Source organism: Acinetobacter sp. YH16032 (assembly GCF_013417345.1).
GTDB lineage: Bacteria > Pseudomonadota > Gammaproteobacteria > Pseudomonadales > Moraxellaceae > Acinetobacter.
In genome coordinates this window covers 62,361-78,899 of the sequence record NZ_VPEE01000004.1, presented here as the reverse complement: position 1 = coordinate 78,899, position 16,539 = coordinate 62,361, and the positions used below count along the sequence as shown (strand labels likewise).

Here is a 16,539-nt window from a genome sequence, read left to right as displayed (position 1 = left end):
CATCCAAAATTATTCAAATAGGAGTTGCAATGTCCACAAAACATACTCAAGCCGTTGATGAAGTGATCACTGGACGCCAATCCATACGTGCCTTTTTAGATCACCCCGTAGACACAAAACTTATCCAAGAAATCTTAGAAGTCGCATCAAGAGCACCTTCTGGCACAAATACTCAACCTTGGAAAGTCTATGTGGTGACAGGCGGACGTCGTCAACGTTTAATTGATCAAGTTTGTCAAGCACAAATGGAACTTTATCAAAACCCTGAACTTGCTCAACAATACACCGAGACTTTTGCTTATTATCCAGAAACATGGATTTCCCCGTATATCGATCGTCGTCGTGAAAATGGTTGGGGACTTTATGGATTGCTGGGCATTCAAAAAGGTGAAAAGGATAAGATGGCTGCACAACATCTTAGAAACTATCAATTGTTTGATGCACCTGTTGGCATTTTCTTTACCGTGGATAAAGCCATGGGCATTGGCTCTAAAATGGATATTTCCATGATGATTCAAAATGTTATGCTAGCAGCAAAAGCACGTGGTTTAGACACATGCCCTCAAGCGGCATGGAATCATTTTCATAAAATCGTTACTGATGTTCTTGAAGCTCCTGCCAACGAAGAGCTCGTTTGTGGGATGGCTTTAGGCTATGCCGACACCGATGCGCTTGTAAATACGTTTAGAACACCTCGAGTTCCAGTTGAAGATTTTGCTGTTTTCTTGGAAGACTGATTTTTTAAGGATTAAAACACTCATCCAGTTTGAGTGGTTTAATAAAGACAAACAGTCAATTTCAAGCATATAATCCCAATTTAAATTAGATGAATATTCAACTAATATTCATCTATCCCTATCCTATATTTATAAAGGGTTCTGGTTTGAACAAATGGCTGATTCAGCTTAAAAAAGCAACCTATAATACTTCATTCATGTATAACCTGCGGATGATTGTGGCTTTCGCAGGTACCGCGTTTATTCCCTATCTGTTAGATCAGCAATTAATGACGATCCCATTAACATTAGGGGTTGTTGCTGCTGGGCTGAGCGACATCGATGATCGCTTCTCAGTACGTATCATGAATCTGATTTATACCTATATTGGGTTCTTTATTGCGGCAGCTTCTGTTCAACTGTTATTCCCATATCCTGTGCTTTTTGCTTCAGGCCTGATCATCTCTTGTATTGGTCTCATTTTACTAGGCTCATTAGGCAGACGTTATGCCACCATCTCATATGGTTGCTTAGTAATTTCTGTATATGCCATGCTAGGTGTTGATATTTTTGACGAATGGTACATGCAACCCAGTCTTTTGGTGATTGGTGCCATTTGGTATGGGATCTTGTCTACGCTTAGTTTCTTGCTTTTTCCAGCTCGACAAGTTCAAGATCAACTCTCGAAAAGCTATTCTTCACTCGGTGATTTCCTTTTTGCTAAATCCAATCTCTTTGATGTGGATATGACAGCGAATAGCTACCAAAAAAGTATGATCAGCTTGTCGCTGGAAAATGGGAAATTAGTAGGTATCTTCAATGATATGAAAACCACACTCCTTACCCGATTAAAAGGAGATCGTGGTCAAAGTGATACCCGTCGCAGCTTACAATATTATTTTATTGCACAGGACATTCACGAGCGAGCTGACTCGGCACATATTGATTATCAACAATTAACCAAAGCCTTTGAACACAGTGATATTTTATTTCGCTTCCAACGCATTTTGACACTGCAAGCAAAAGCCTGTAAAGATTTAAGCGAAAGCATCTTAAATCGCACAACTTACCAGCATAATCCACGTTTTGAACATGCATTTAGTAATCTCAGAAAGTCATTAGAAAAAATCCGTGATGAACAAAAACATGATCTTATCTGGGTCAATGCTCTTTTTGCCTTACTCCAGAACTTAAAAGCCATCGATGCTCAATTACGAAACCTTGAAACTGAACGGCATATTAAATTTGATCGCACTAAACATTTAGAAAACCAACTTAAAGATGACGATCTAAAAGGTTGGGAAGATATTGTTTCTCGTATCAAACAAAATTTAACACCTGAATCCGTTCTCTTTCGACATGCGATTCGTGTTTCCATCGTACTTTTCATCGGATATGTTTTTGTTCAAGTCACCAATATCGAATACGGTTATTGGGTACTGTTAACAGCCCTATTTGTTAGTCAACCAAACTTCAACGCCACAAAACGTCGACTCAGACTCAGGATCATGGGAACACTCGGTGGCATTATTCTTGGTTTTGCAATTCTGTATTTCGTTCCTTCTGTCGAAGGTCAACTCTTATTATTAATTGTGAGTGGCGTCCTATTTTTTGAATTACGCAGTAAGCAATATGCTCAAGCCACTGCCTTTATTACGATCTTAGCCTTAATTAATTTCAATTTGGACGGTTTAGGTTTCCAAGCGGCATTTCCTCGAATGTTAGATACTTTAATTGGCTGTGCATTGGCATGGTTTGGGGTGAGCTTTATTTTTCCTGACTGGAAATTCAGACGACTCCCCCATTCAATCAGACGTTCACTTGAAGCTCAATGCCAGTATCTTACTGAAGTCGTCCAACAGTACCATCATGGACGTAATAACAGTTTGAACTACCGTGTAGTCCGCCGCACTGCACATAATCGTGATGCTGATGTTGCATCGCTCATATCAACATTAGCAACAGAACCTGATTTTGATCCAACACAAAAAGCTTTAGCATTTGAGTTCCTCTGTCTCAATCATACATTTATCAGCTATATTGCTGCGCTAGGTGCACATCGTGAAAAAATTCAAGATCAGTCAACATTAGAACTACTTCAACAAGCGTTAAATGATATCCAAGGTGCTTTTTTGCGAGATGAATTCCCTGAGCTAAATCTGACAAATTTGGAGTCCGCGATTCGTGAACGTTTGAATAAAGATGATCAGGATTCACATAAATCATTGATTGTTTTACAGCAACTTTCTTTAATGCTTGGTGTATTAAGACGATTGAGTACCTTAAAACAAAGTTTAAGTCATGAACATGATACTCAATCAAGCGCATTGGCATCACTGTAAATGTTGAATTTTCAAGGCAGTAAATTAGTACAATATACTCCCTGATTGTATTAATTTAATGCTAAACTCTGCTCAGATATACACATTTTGTTAACGAAACTATGACTGCAAAAAACTTATACGCCTACACTTTACAACCCGTTCCTTACGAGGTTACTGAAGCTGAACAACGCCATGCGCAACTCGCAATCTGGCGCAGCACAAATAAAATTGGAACTAAAGCTTGGGCTATTATGGGTGCAATTACTGCGCTTGCAATTTTGGGTCTAATTTTTATTAAAAATTACTCTACTGTATTTTGCTGGGTGGCTTTAGTCTGTGTGCTGACATACTTTTTAGTGCGAAAGTTTGGACTAGAATGGTACGCTAAACGTAAAATGAATGAGTTTCCAGTACAAGAAATTACTGGAATTAAATTAGGTGTTCAGCCTCATGGTATCGTGATGCGTCAAAAAATGGGACTACAAGAAGGTGTAGGTTCAATTGGTTGGAAAGATATCTATGAGTGGTATAACACGCCAGATTTCATTTTGGTGAACTTTAAAGTTAAAGGTCAGCAAGGCGCTTATATCTTGCCAAAACGAATGAACAGCAAAAATTTCTCTTTCGAGACCATCCGTAAACATCTAAAAGAAAGCGTTGGTGAGCCAAAATCACTGTAAATACGGCTTTATATTAAAACCTCCAACTTTGGAGGTTTTTTTATCACAATTTTTTATATGAGAATGAGAATAAATATTATCTTCAAATACATTCCACTTTTTTTGAGTTAGGTTATAATCGCACCATTCAAAAATTCCAATTCACTCAGACCCTTATGTTCAAGAAAATATTTTTCCAGTTACACTGGTTTTTCGGAATAACAGCAGGCCTTATTTTGGCACTTATGGGTGTCACTGGGGCGATATATTCTTATGAGCAGCAAATTATCAAGCTGATCAATCAGGAAAGTTATACAGTTGTTGCTGAACAACGCCCAAAATTAACACCAGCTGAAATTTATCAACATTTCCAGCAGGAGCATCCTGATCTTAAAATCAATAGCATTACAATTGCTGCTCAACCTACTGACTCATCGAGTATCAATGTTGCGAAAGAAGGCGAACGTCGTGGTTTGACCATGATGATCAATCCCTACAGTGCTGAATTACTACCTGAAATTAAAGGTCGAAAATTCTTCGCATTCGTACAACAACTACATCGTAACTTGACAGTCGGACCAGTTGGAAAACAAATTACCGGTGCATGTACACTGATTCTTATTTTCTTTGTCCTCAGTGGCTTATATCTACGTTGGCCGAAAAAACACAGTTTCAAACAATGGTTTTCAGTTAAACCCAAATTAAAAGGTCGAAACTTTATTTGGGATTTACACGCAGTCGTTGGAACATGGGTGGCCATTTTCTATCTCATGTTGGCTTGCACAGGTTTATATTGGTCATATGACTGGTGGCGCAACGGCATGTTTAAAGTGCTTGGTGTTGAGCGCCCGCAACCCCAAATGCAAGCGGGAGGTCCTGGTTCAAATGCTGGACCAAATGCTCAACGTGAAGGACGTGAAGAGCGTAAATCACTCCAAACAGAACAGATTCACTTTGCGCTCAACCAATCTTGGTCTACTTTTAATCAACAGTTTAAAAATCAATTTTCTTCCGTAACCTTCACCATTCCTAAACGTGCAAACGGTGAATTAGAACTGAGTTTCGTTGATCCTGTTCCGCAACATGAACGTGCTCGTAACAAAGCGACTGTCGACTTAAATACGAATCAATTGAAAGATGTTGAATTGTACGAAGACAAAAAGCTCAATGAAAAAATCATGAGCAGCATGTTACCTGTACACCGTGGCAGCTTCTTTGGTCCTATTTACCAGTTCTTCGCGATGTTAGCTGCACTCGCTATGCCGTTATTCTTTGTGACGGGTTGGATGCTCTACCTCAAACGCCGCAAGCAAAAACAATTGACCCGTGAAGCGAAGCAAAATTTAGCAGTGGTTGATGTTGATCCAAATGTCAAACCTTGGCTCATCGCTTATGCAAGTCAAACTGGTGTATCCGAGCAATTGGCTTGGCGTACAGCTTCAATTCTGCAAGCAGCACGCCAACCCGTCACTGTTAAATCAGTGCAAAGCCTGACCACTAATGAGCTACAAACAGCATCTCAAATTCTAGTGGTCGCGAGTACTTACGGTACAGGTGAAGCTCCAGACTTAGCTGCAAGCTTTGAAAAGAAATTGATGTCTCATCCACTGAATCTAAGTCATGCTCAATTCGCAGTTATGGCACTTGGTTCACGTGAATATCCTGACACTTATTGTAGTTTTGGTCATCGTATTTATGACTGGTTCAATGCATCTGGTGCAACTCCCCTCTTTAATGTGATTGAAGTGGACAATGCCAATAACCAAGATATTCAAAATTGGACAGATGCACTCGCACAAGCTGCTCAATTGGAATTAGCAACACTATCTATTGATAAAGTCTTTGATCAATGGAAACTTCAAAAACGTACACTGCTTAATCCAAACAGTTTGGGTCAACCAGCTTATAATTTAGAGCTTGAGTCTGATCACGACGCGATCTGGCAAGCTGGAGATATTGCGGAAATTCAACCCGGCAATAGCATTGAACGTATTCAAGCATTTTTACAACAGCACAACTTAGATGAGGCTTTAGTTCTCGCAACTACAGGTCAAACCTTAGTTGAAAGCCTGTGGAATAAAAATTTAAATAGCGAGATTCAGCCATTTGCTACAGCTGAGGAACTCGTTGAGCAGCTTGAAAATTTACCTACTCGTGAATATTCGATCGCAAGTATTCCAACTCAAGGCATGATGCGCTTGGTGGTACGTCAACAACGTGATGAACAGCAGCAACTCGGCTTAGGCTCAGGCTGGTTAACACATCATGTTGCGGTTGGTGCTCAGGTACAACTTCGTATTCGAACCAATGAATCATTCCATTTAATTGATGATAATCGACCGATTATCTGTATCGGTAACGGGACAGGAATCGCAGGGCTAATGAGCTTAATTTCAGCTCGCGTACGTTTGGACTACACTGACAACTGGCTCATCTTCGGTGAACGCCAACGCGAACATGATTTCTTTTATAAAGAAACAATCGAAGCTTGGCAAAATACAGCGATGTTAAAGCGTATTGATCTTGCGTTCTCTCGAGACCAACCAGAAAAAGTCTATGTACACCATATTCTGCGTCAAAATGCGGATGAAGTCGTTAAATGGATTCATCAAGGTGCTGTCATCTATGTGTGCGGCAGTATCAATGGTATGGCAAGCGATGTTGATCTAGCTTTAATTGAAATCTTAGGTGAAACTACTGTAGATGAATTAAGACAAGCTGGTCGCTACCGTAGAGACGTTTACTAACAAGGTTATTATGATCAAAACCGAGCACGATTTTTATTTAATCTGCTCGGTTTTTTTATGCGATATACTTTTTCTCATTTCCCACTAGTGATGACATCGAATGTATATAAGGATTTTAAAATTTTTCGCTTGGTTAATAGCATTGATACTATTAATCGATGGAATCATTTTAATGAGTCAAAATAAAATTCATTTGGGTACTGTACTTCCAGCATTTATTGGCATAATGATTATTGTATGTCTGTTTTTTAATAAGAAAATCCAACTCTACCGTTTGAATCATTCTAACTTTAACTTGTTTTGGAAAATGGGATGGACAATTTTTTCCATCTGGTTAATCAGCTTGGCTATTTTTTTTAATTTTTTAGCTAAATCAAATCATTCCCCCATCATGAATACACCACCTGATGCGATTATTATTTTGGGTAGTGGTTTAATCAATAACCAACCCTCCCCAACGCTTCAGGCTCGATTAGACCAAGGTGCAACGATCGCCGCTCAATATTCCAGTAGTTCTATTATTGTAACTGGCGGTTTAGGTTTTGATCAGAAAATTACTGAAGCTGCAGTGATGAAAGCATATTTGATCGACAAGTATCGTATTCACCCACAGCGTATATTTGAAGAAAGTCAAAGCACCAGCACCGAACTCAATCTAAAAAACAGTGTTCCGCTGCTAAACAGAATAGGCTTAAACCAAGATAGTCATATTGTGGTTGTCACCAGTGATTTTCATACCCCACGTGCTGCAGCCATTGCCCGATTTCAAGGTTATACCCAAATCACATCAGTCAGTGCTGAAACTCCTTTAACCACACGATATAACGCATGGCTTAGAGAATATTTTGCTTATATTAGTGGCTGGATCTTAAAAGAATACTAAATTTTTTATTTATCATGTATTCGGATTTTTCGAGGAGAAGGAACCCCTTCTCTATTTAATTTTTCAGGTTGATCGATCGATAACTGGTATAGATAAGCTTTTAGGTCAATTAGAAATTGTCGCCCCGATACCAAAACATTTTGACCTTCTGGCATCAAGTTCAGTGACAAGTGAGTATTATGTTGTCGAATATAAGGAACAACTTGTTCAATAAATGGTATCAGTTGGATTTCCTCCACATGATATTTTTCCCACTTATCACGAACCAATAATTGTGCCATTCCTTTACTTTGCCAAACAGCAAGCGTGCGCTGACCAGATGGAGTGGAGCACAATGCCCAACCATCATTATATAAACTATAAACTTTAGCCTGAGCTACAATTGTTTCCATAAATTGTTGGTATTGTTCTTTTGGAGAGACAACTGTAGAGGCAATAGAGGTACTTGAAGGCTTACGCTGGTATGGATTTCTCATAATTCTATTATAAACATGAATTCATCATATTTTATATAAATTATAGAAACTTAAAAGACTTTTTATAGAAAGAATATGGTGGGCGCTGACGGGATCGAACCGCCGACATTCTGCTTGTAAGGCAGACGCTCTACCAACTGAGCTAAGCGCCCTTGAGGAATAAAAATAGCACCGCTATTTTTAAGATGCAAGAAAGAAATCTTGCTGATTTAAACCATTATATCTAGACAAGGGATCTAGAAAATGGCGCAGCGGACGGGACTCGAACCCGCGACCCTCGGCGTGACAGGCCGATATTCTAACCAACTGAACTACCGCTGCAACGGCAACTGCTTACGCAATTAGGGTCATATAAGCTTTTCAGCTTGAATATGGTGGGCGCTGACGGGATCGAACCGCCGACATTCTGCTTGTAAGGCAGACGCTCTACCAACTGAGCTAAGCGCCCTTATTAGGCTTTGATTTTTAGGATGGCGCAGCGGACGGGACTCGAACCCGCGACCCTCGGCGTGACAGGCCGATATTCTAACCAACTGAACTACCGCTGCATCACAAAAAATCTGGTGGGCGCTGACGGGATCGAACCGCCGACATTCTGCTTGTAAGGCAGACGCTCTACCAACTGAGCTAAGCGCCCTTAATAAGGTCATTACATAAAATGGCGCAGCGGACGGGACTCGAACCCGCGACCCTCGGCGTGACAGGCCGATATTCTAACCAACTGAACTACCGCTGCACTTATGTAATATCTCTATTAAAGTACAAACAATCTATTAAGCTTAAAGTGGCGCAGCGGACGGGACTCGAACCCGCGACCCTCGGCGTGACAGGCCGATATTCTAACCAACTGAACTACCGCTGCACTAAAACTTAACGTAAAGGCTTGGTGGGCGCTGACGGGATCGAACCGCCGACATTCTGCTTGTAAGGCAGACGCTCTACCAACTGAGCTAAGCGCCCTTTACAACTTCATCGTTTGTGTGGTGCATTATAGAGAATCCTCAGATACTGTCAAACGCTTTTCTACAGGTTTCTCAGTTTTTCAGTTTGAATGATTAAAAAATAGATCATTTCTCTTAAAAAATCGCTTTTTTGTCTATTATTTGCCTGATTAGAGATATGTTTTTATTTTTATTCAAAGTTTTGATCACAACACATTTTACGATTCTGATTTAAATTTGATCCAATTCGATCTCTTGTTCTGAAATATAGACTAAAGCGCCTTCGTCAAATGTATCAAATAGCTCAATGACATCTGCACTGTGCATTCGAATACATCCATGTGATTTAGGAAGACCTAAAGGTTCTGACTCTGGCGTACCATGAATATAGATATATCGATTATAGGTATCACAACCCTCCCCTTGATTAAAACCAGGTTCTAAACCTGCTAACCAAAGAATTCGCGTTAGAATCCAGTCACGTTCTGGAAATTGCTTGCCAAGTTCCACATCATAGATCTCCCCAGTCCAAATACGTGCTTTAAAAACAGCATTGATTGGGTGGTCATCGCCAATTTTTTGTTCAATGCGATGCCATCCTCTTGGGGTTTTACCTGAATTTTCCTGTTCACCTATACCGTTCAATCCAGTAGACACCAAATAGCTTTTTTTCATACGTGGGACATATAGAACTTGTTTCGCCATATCAATCAGGATATCCGCCTGACTTAGGGTATAACTTTCAAGATTTGGGTTCATACAAAACTCAGCGTTAAATTATTTTTAATCATTTATTTAAACAATATTTTTTGATTCAGGTCTTAACCACAACCAAATCGCGACAATTAGCATAGTGAGATTCGTAAAAATTTTTACTAAATCAGGAGCATTGGTATAAAGCATAAGAATACCGCTGATCAACATCATCATCGAGGCGAGCCATTTTGCTTTGCGTGGAACCGTGCCATGCTCACGCCAATTTCGCAGTGTTGGTCCATATTTAGGATGATTGAGTAGCCAATCATCAACCTGTGGCCAACCTTTTGAAGCAGCCCATGCGGCAAGAATTAAAAAGACTGTGGTTGGCAATCCTGGCAACAGCGCACCAATAAAACCTAGAGTCACAAAAATAATGACCAAGCTCCGCCAAAACACGATTTTCATACCGCAACTCATTCAGTTGAATCTCACTAGTATATATGCTTTTGTGGTAGTGTCTGATTGTAAATTTATTTTCAGTTTTGAATTCTGGTTGGAGTAACGGTGCAATCTGATTTTTATGAGCCATGGCAGAACTTTCATCATGCAATTGTACGTCAACTGGCTTTTGTCATCGCAAGTCCTAATATTATTCGTTTTGCGCCTAAAGAATTAACGATCGTTCATCCTTTTGAAATGCACCATGAACTATTTTGGCAAACTCAGTACGAAAAATATATCTCCAGACTTCATGATCTAGATCAAAACCCACAAGAACTGATTGATTTTATTCAGCAACTTAAAAGTACGCGTCTAGGTTTGCGCTTTGAATATTTAATGTGGTTCTGGCTACAAGATGATCAACGCGATCAAGCTGATTTTTCGCTGTTAGATCACAGTGTTCAAATCATTGACGGCCGCCATACTTTGGGTGAAATTGACTTTGTGATATTAAATCATCACACCCAAGAAATTGAACAATGGGAAGTTGCACTGAAATTTTATTTAGCAGAACAAGACTTTCAACTTCAACATTGGTACGGATTAAATCGAAGTGACACCCTATTTAGAAAGCTCAATCATTTTACGCAAAAACAATTTCAGTTTACTCAAGCCAATACTTATGAAATTGATCGAAAAATTGCGGTGATGAAAGGTCAACTCTACTTTCCGTATCATACCGAACTTCAAACCTTACCCAACTGGGTCAGCCCACATCGTCGTATGGGCACATGGGGACATCAATTTCGATCATCTTTTTATCGACTGGAAAGACAGGAATGGATTTGTCCGAATGCGAGTCAGACTTCAAATGAAGCACATTGGTGGAGCAATGGGCTTTATCACAATGTACAGACAAATCAGTTTTATATGTACCGTCAACCAGCATTAAAGCTTCCTTACGTGTAGTTCGTGTAATAAAAAAATGTATCGAATACAATTAATAACATTCTGATAATAAAACTCTCATATTCTTCTAAATGATTAATTTTTATTCTGATTAAGCATCAAAATAATTTACAATCATTGGAGATAATGATGAAAAAAGTATTAGCCGCTTCATTCGTAGTTGCATTTGTATTAACTGGTTGTAATACATTCAAAGGTTTTGGACAAGACGTTTCAAAAGCTGGGGAAACTGTAACAAATACTGCTGAAAAAACTTCAAACGAAATTCGTAACAACTAATTCGAAGTTGAAGCTAAAAGCCCTATTTTTTAATAGGGCTTTTTTTATTTAAATTTGATTCCCTTGAATGATTAATATTTTGCATCAAATTCAACATACTTTATGATAGTTCGACTTTGACCAATTCGATTTCTTTCCATGACCCAATCTGCAACACTCGATTTAAGCTTACAATTACTTCGCCAACCTTCAGTGACTCCAGTCGATCATAACTGTCAAAATATTATGGCTGATCGATTATCAAAGATTGGTTTTAACATTGAAAATATGCGTTTTGAAGATGTAGATAACTTATGGGCTCGTCGCGGGACTGAATCACCTGTGTTTTGTTTTGCGGGTCATACTGATGTTGTTCCTACAGGCAATCTAGAAGCGTGGAACTCCGATCCATTCGCCCCAGAAATTAGAGATGGAAAGTTATACGGGCGTGGCAGTGCAGATATGAAAACGGCGTTGGCAGCCATGGTAATTGCCTCTGAACGTTTCGTTGCTAAGCATCCAGACCACAAAGGTTCGATTGCTTTTTTGATCACTTCAGATGAAGAAGGTCCATCTATCAATGGAACAGTGAAAGTTGTAGAAACTTTAGAAGCACGCCAAGAAAAAATGACATGGTGTTTAGTTGGTGAACCGTCAAGTACGAATACTTTAGGTGACATTGTTAAAAATGGCCGTCGTGGGTCTCTCAATGCCAATTTAACAGTGAAAGGTAAGCAAGGACATGTGGCCTATCCACATTTGGCAATTAACCCAATTCATACAGCCTCAAAAGCAATTGCTGAATTGTGTGAGACAGAATGGGATCAAGGCAATGAGTATTTCCCTGCAACGTCTTTCCAAATCTCGAATATTTCTGCTGGAACGGGTGCAACCAATGTTGTGCCTGGCACGATGGACTTATTATTTAACTTCCGTTATTCTACAGAAGTTACTGCTGATGAATTAAAAGCACGTACACATGAAATTTTAGATCGCCACGGCGTTGAGTATGATATCGAGTGGACACTATCAGGTTTACCATTCCTTACCCCTGTTGGAGAGCTCGTCAATGCTGCCAAAAAAGCGATTTTGGATGTGACTGGCACGATAACAGAATTATCAACCAGTGGTGGTACATCAGATGGTCGATTTATCGCACCAACTGGAGCTCAGGTACTCGAACTGGGAGTACTTAATGCCACGATCCACCAGATTAATGAGCATGTTGAAATCGCACATTTGGAACCTTTGGCTGAAATTTATGAAAAAATCTTAATTGAGCTATTGGTATAACATTAAAATTTAAGAGCAATGAAATATAAAAAAGGATGCGAATGCATCCTTTTTTAATTCGCTTAAAATACTTCAATCCTGTTTTAAAAGCTGATTGATCTGCTCAATTAACACTGCTTCTTGGAAAGGTTTACCCATATAAGCCGATACACCAAGTTCAAGAGCATGGTGTTTATGCTTATCCCCCACTCGTGAAGTGATCATAACCACAGGTAAGTTCTGCAAATGTGGTTGATTTCTCAGCCATTGCATCACTTCAAAACCATCCATTCTTGGCATTTCAACATCAATTAACATTAAGGCAGGTGTTGAATGCTGTAAATGTTCAAGTGCTTCAATACCATCTGTAGCTGTGACAATCTGGTAACCATAACGCTCAAGTAGTTTAGCTGTCACTTTTCGAACTGTGACCGAATCATCAACCACTAAAATCGTAGGTGCTTCATTGTCATGCTCTAAATTAGAGGGTTTCGACTCTAGATGTATAGACCAATCCTGCTGAGTGAGATATTGAACCACACGATTTAAATTTAAAATTGGGCAAATTTCTCCACTGCCCATAATGGTTACACCGCTGAGATAATCAATTTGATGGATCAGCCCCCCAGTCTGTTTCACAATAATTTGTGAATTAGTTCCTAAGACTTCATCAACGAATAAAGCCACAGGTTGAGACTGGTGCATATTCACCAAAATCACTGGAACTTTTTGGGTTTCTGAATATGGTGAGTTTCTTTTTATATTTTGATTTAACAACACGAAGTCAGCCAAATCGTTTAATTGATAACTTGCTTCATGCACTCTCAACAACTGACCCTGTTGTTTCGCGTGATTAAAATCATGTCTATCAATCATTTCAACACGTTGTATTTGATGTAACGGTAAGGCAAAGAATTGGTCCGCAACTTTTACCATCAATGCTTCTGTAATAATTGAAGATTTAGGAATTCTGATTTCAAAACAAGTTCCTTGTCCTCTTTCCGAAGAAACATGAACATGCCCACCCAGTGCCTGTATTTCACTTTTAACGACATCTAAACCGACACCACGTCCTGAAACGGTTGTTAATTTTGCAGCAGTGGTAAAGCCTGGTCTAAAAATCAATTGTAATATTTCAGTTTCAGAATATTCCCGTTCAGTATTGAGCCAACCAAATTCAACAGCTTTTTGCTTAATCTCTTGTGAATCAATTCCTCGACCATCATCCTTGATCAAAATACTCAGCTCATTGTGATGATTCACCAGTGTCAGTTGCATGACTGCCTGTTCAGGTTTATTTAATTTCGACCGCTGTTCTGCTGACTCAATTCCGTGATCAATCGCATTACGCAGAATATGCTCAAGTGAGGTGATCAACTTTTCAAGAATACTACGATCTAATTCGATGTCTGCATGTTCAATCTGTAACTGAACAGATTTATTCAGATTCATCGAAAGTTGCTTGCATAAGCGTTCAAGACGCATTTTTATCGTCTTGAATGGTACGACACGAGTACGCATCAACGAGTGTTGGATGTTGTTTTGTATTCTTGCCTGCTGAATCAATATACTTTCTGCAGATTGAAGCTTTTCATGCAGAGAGTTTCTGATATCTAACAAGTCTGATGTTGACTCTGATATTGATTTTGAGAGTTGATTAAGTGATGAATATTGATCCATTTCTAAGGGATCAAATCCATGCTCGGCGGAATTATGTGATCTACGTTGTAATAAAATTTGGGATTCTAATTCCCCTTCCATCCGTCTCAATTGTGAAGTAAGGCGCTGAATGGTTTGATCCATTTCTACCAAATTTGACCGATATGATTTTAATTCTACTTCGACTTGCGAACGTTGAATCAAATCCTCCCCAATCAAATTAAGGGTTGCTTCAATTACAGCAGTAGAGACTGAAAGTGTCTCGTTCGCTACGGCAGATTGCACAAACTTTTTCAAATTACCACTCATTGGAGGCGGTAAAACAATCTCCTTAGCGTTAGATGGTTCAGTCTGATGTGAGTTTTGCTGAATGGAAGAAGAGTCAAACTTTAATGAATTATTATGCGTAGTGACTAAATCACTTAAATTGGTTTCAAGGTCCGCTGATAAAGTTGAATGAATACTAAAATCTGAAGACATGTGGTGACTGATATCATTTTGCATCGAATGTACTAAGTTCAGCTTCGAGTCACCACCCTTAAGATTTAAATGTCCAAGCTCAATTAAACCCTGAATAAGCCTTGATGCCTGCTCCACCGGATAATCGACAGACTCAACTTTAATGATATTGACACGCCGTACCAAATCCTGCTGTAAGGCTTTAATCAAAATAATGAAACTTTTTATATCAATTTGACGCTCTGAAATGAGTTGAATATATACAGATTCAAGCTCATGGATTAGATTTGCAAAGTAATCTGCTTGCAACATGTATGCACCACCTTTCAACGTGTGCAATTGCCGCATAATTTTTTGGATACACGTAGCATCTTCTTGATACTCTAACCATGTATTGAACAAGTCTTCGATTTGAGACAAGATTTCTTCCGCTTCCTCGACAAAAAAACCACTTACTTCACGATCTAAGCCCTGTTTTGCTTTCGCTGAATCTTTGAGTGCGTAATCTATATTGAGTAATGTCAGAATTGTGTCATCTAAGGAGCGAGCAGATACTTTGCTCTCCTGCTCTATAGTGGAAATGCAATTCGATTGATTGGAAAAGCTGAAGTATTCATGATTAAGTTGTTTTAAATCACCTAATAGCTGCTGAGAAGCTTCATTATTTTGAGCCAATTTACCTATAGCGAGTTCATCAAATATTTCTAAGAGTTTTTCATGCCCTTGTTGTAAAACTCGGTGGAGATTTGAGTAGGCAATTGAATTCGGTTCTCTTGCAATGTTGAAGTGAATTGAACTCAAAATTCCTGAAATTTTTTGAAGGAGATCAAAATCAACTTTAATGGCAAATTTAGCAATTGAACTGAGTTGTTGACTCAGTAAGCTCGAACGTTCAGTAGTACGTGTAGAGCTAACGAGGTTAGAAATACCATCTTGTACAAAGGTATCGATAAGGAAAACATCTTCTACACCCAAATCTACAATTTTCTTGAGTAATTCTTGTGGATCAAGATTTGGATCGTCCTGTGTAATCTGTTCTGAGAAGTCTCTCAATGCGATTAAAAAAGTATGCTCTAATGCCTGAAACTGTTGTTGTCTCGTTACGTTGTCACCTGTTGTTTGCAAGCTTTCTAAGAAATACTGGATTAAATCAATATACTGCGTTGTGAGCGCTAGCAATTCTTTATTTTTGGTATCAAGAGATGGATTACGTTGTATTATTTTTTCGAATGACTGACTCAATACTTCAATTTTCTCAAGTCCAACAATTGCAGAACTCCCCCTGAGAGAATGGACAACATGTGCAAGCGTATCCACCTGAAATTGTTGATTGGATTTATCCAACATATCTTGCAGGGATTTCAATTGTTCTGAAGCTTCAGCATAAAAACTTTGCAGAACCTCGTTATCCCATATTTGAGTATTCTCAATTGTGGCTGCTGCTGAGAGTGAATTTGAGTCACTCAAACAATGACATTCAATCCTGAAATCTAGATCAAGCGGTGTGAGATGAGCGTTGATCGCCAACAAAGGATGCAATGATTGATCTATGATATTTGAATGTTCTAATTGCCGACCTAAAAGCAATAGAGGTTTAACATCTAATTGAATCGCTTGTTTCACTATTAAACTAGGCACAATGATGTAGCGATATATACGAGAGATCAGCTCAACATACTCAAGGACCAGTTGACTCCATGAACGTTGCTGATCAAGCCTAATATTCAGTATTGTCTCAACGGTCCATGCAAGCTCAGAAACTGAGTTGAATCCAAGCATTCGACCTGAACCCTTTAAGGTATGAAAATTACGGCGCAATGCTTGCCAAATATTTACCTGTTCTAAATCATTCGATAAGACTTGAAAGTTTTCTGATATTTCTAGAAGTAATTCCTTAAGCTCTTCAGCAAAGGTGGTAATAAGCTCCTCATCTTCAAAATTTAATTCATCCTGAGGAAGCTGCATATCTATATATGCACGATAGAGTGCTTCTGAAAGATATAATTGTATTTTATTAGGATTATTATTTTTCATGG

12 protein-coding genes and 8 tRNA genes are annotated in these 16,539 nt (G+C 39.0%); 8 read left to right on the top strand and 12 right to left on the bottom strand.

All coding sequences use genetic code 11. From position 1 onward, the window contains the following. Positions 1–29: 29 nt before the first annotated feature. From FTV32_RS04745 to FTV32_RS04725, 5 genes are all read left to right on the top strand, one after another. Positions 30–737, top strand: a complete 708-nt coding sequence (locus tag FTV32_RS04745) for a nitroreductase (RefSeq protein ID WP_180028074.1) — start codon at positions 30–32, stop codon at positions 735–737. 146 nt (positions 738–883) lie between these two features. Continuing rightward, entirely contained in the window at positions 884–3,058 is a 2,175-nt protein-coding gene (gene yccS / locus FTV32_RS04740; RefSeq protein WP_180028073.1) for a YccS family putative transporter, read from the top strand. A gap of 101 nt (positions 3,059–3,159) precedes the next feature. Further along, positions 3,160–3,720 carry a YcxB family protein gene (locus FTV32_RS04735; protein ID WP_035268336.1) on the top strand — a complete coding sequence of 187 codons (561 nt, stop codon included), beginning with the start codon at positions 3,160–3,162 and terminating at the stop codon, positions 3,718–3,720. A 155-nt stretch (positions 3,721–3,875) separates the two neighbouring features. Then, on the top strand, positions 3,876–6,446 hold the full coding sequence (locus FTV32_RS04730) for a PepSY domain-containing protein (RefSeq protein ID WP_180028072.1): 2,571 nt from the start codon (positions 3,876–3,878) through the stop codon (positions 6,444–6,446). A gap of 172 nt (positions 6,447–6,618) precedes the next feature. Further along, complete coding sequence (locus tag FTV32_RS04725) at positions 6,619–7,329, top strand: YdcF family protein (protein WP_373683298.1); 711 nt, start codon at positions 6,619–6,621, stop codon at positions 7,327–7,329. Positions 7,330–7,334: 5 nt separating this feature from the next. Here FTV32_RS04725 and FTV32_RS04720 read toward each other — a convergent pair whose 3' ends face one another. The 11 genes from FTV32_RS04720 to FTV32_RS04670 all read right to left on the bottom strand — a co-directional run bounded on the left by FTV32_RS04720 (position 7,335) and on the right by FTV32_RS04670 (position 9,910). Then, positions 7,335–7,805 (bottom strand): DUF2750 domain-containing protein, encoded by a 471-nt coding sequence (locus FTV32_RS04720; RefSeq protein WP_035268330.1) that lies wholly within the window; start codon positions 7,803–7,805, stop codon positions 7,335–7,337. A gap of 76 nt (positions 7,806–7,881) precedes the next feature. Beyond that, positions 7,882–7,957: transfer RNA gene (locus FTV32_RS04715), tRNA-Val, on the bottom strand. A 92-nt stretch (positions 7,958–8,049) separates the two neighbouring features. After that, a tRNA-Asp gene (locus tag FTV32_RS04710) sits at positions 8,050–8,126 on the bottom strand. A 51-nt stretch (positions 8,127–8,177) separates the two neighbouring features. Beyond that, positions 8,178–8,253 (bottom strand) — tRNA-Val (locus tag FTV32_RS04705). Positions 8,254–8,276: 23 nt separating this feature from the next. Next, a tRNA-Asp gene (locus FTV32_RS04700) sits at positions 8,277–8,353 on the bottom strand. 13 nt (positions 8,354–8,366) lie between these two features. Then, positions 8,367–8,442: transfer RNA gene (locus FTV32_RS04695), tRNA-Val, on the bottom strand. 22 nt (positions 8,443–8,464) lie between these two features. Further along, positions 8,465–8,541 (bottom strand) — tRNA-Asp (locus FTV32_RS04690). Positions 8,542–8,590: 49 nt separating this feature from the next. Beyond that, a tRNA-Asp gene (locus FTV32_RS04685) sits at positions 8,591–8,667 on the bottom strand. Positions 8,668–8,689: 22 nt separating this feature from the next. After that, positions 8,690–8,765 (bottom strand) — tRNA-Val (locus FTV32_RS04680). Between the two features lie 212 nt (positions 8,766–8,977). Then, on the bottom strand, positions 8,978–9,505 hold the full coding sequence (elsL, locus tag FTV32_RS04675) for a cell wall-recycling L,D-carboxypeptidase ElsL (RefSeq protein ID WP_180028070.1): 528 nt from the start codon (positions 9,503–9,505) through the stop codon (positions 8,978–8,980). A 36-nt stretch (positions 9,506–9,541) separates the two neighbouring features. Next, positions 9,542–9,910 (bottom strand): YbaN family protein, encoded by a 369-nt coding sequence (locus FTV32_RS04670; protein WP_035269059.1) that lies wholly within the window; start codon positions 9,908–9,910, stop codon positions 9,542–9,544. An 84-nt stretch (positions 9,911–9,994) separates the two neighbouring features. Here FTV32_RS04670 and FTV32_RS04665 point away from each other — a divergent pair, with 84 nt between their 5' ends. The 3 genes from FTV32_RS04665 to dapE all read left to right on the top strand — a co-directional run bounded on the left by FTV32_RS04665 (position 9,995) and on the right by dapE (position 12,406). Further along, positions 9,995–10,855, top strand: a complete 861-nt coding sequence (locus tag FTV32_RS04665; RefSeq protein WP_180028145.1) for a DUF1853 family protein — start codon at positions 9,995–9,997, stop codon at positions 10,853–10,855. A gap of 126 nt (positions 10,856–10,981) precedes the next feature. Then, positions 10,982–11,134 (top strand): entericidin A/B family lipoprotein, encoded by a 153-nt coding sequence (locus FTV32_RS04660; protein WP_092766976.1) that lies wholly within the window; start codon positions 10,982–10,984, stop codon positions 11,132–11,134. A 138-nt stretch (positions 11,135–11,272) separates the two neighbouring features. Next, positions 11,273–12,406 carry a succinyl-diaminopimelate desuccinylase gene (gene dapE / locus FTV32_RS04655; protein ID WP_180028069.1) on the top strand — a complete coding sequence of 378 codons (1,134 nt, stop codon included), beginning with the start codon at positions 11,273–11,275 and terminating at the stop codon, positions 12,404–12,406. A gap of 72 nt (positions 12,407–12,478) precedes the next feature. On the opposite strand, the gene FTV32_RS04650 is transcribed toward dapE, so the two are convergent. Then, entirely contained in the window at positions 12,479–16,537 is a 4,059-nt protein-coding gene (locus FTV32_RS04650; RefSeq protein WP_180028068.1) for an Hpt domain-containing protein, read from the bottom strand. Positions 16,538–16,539: the final 2 nt, after the last annotated feature.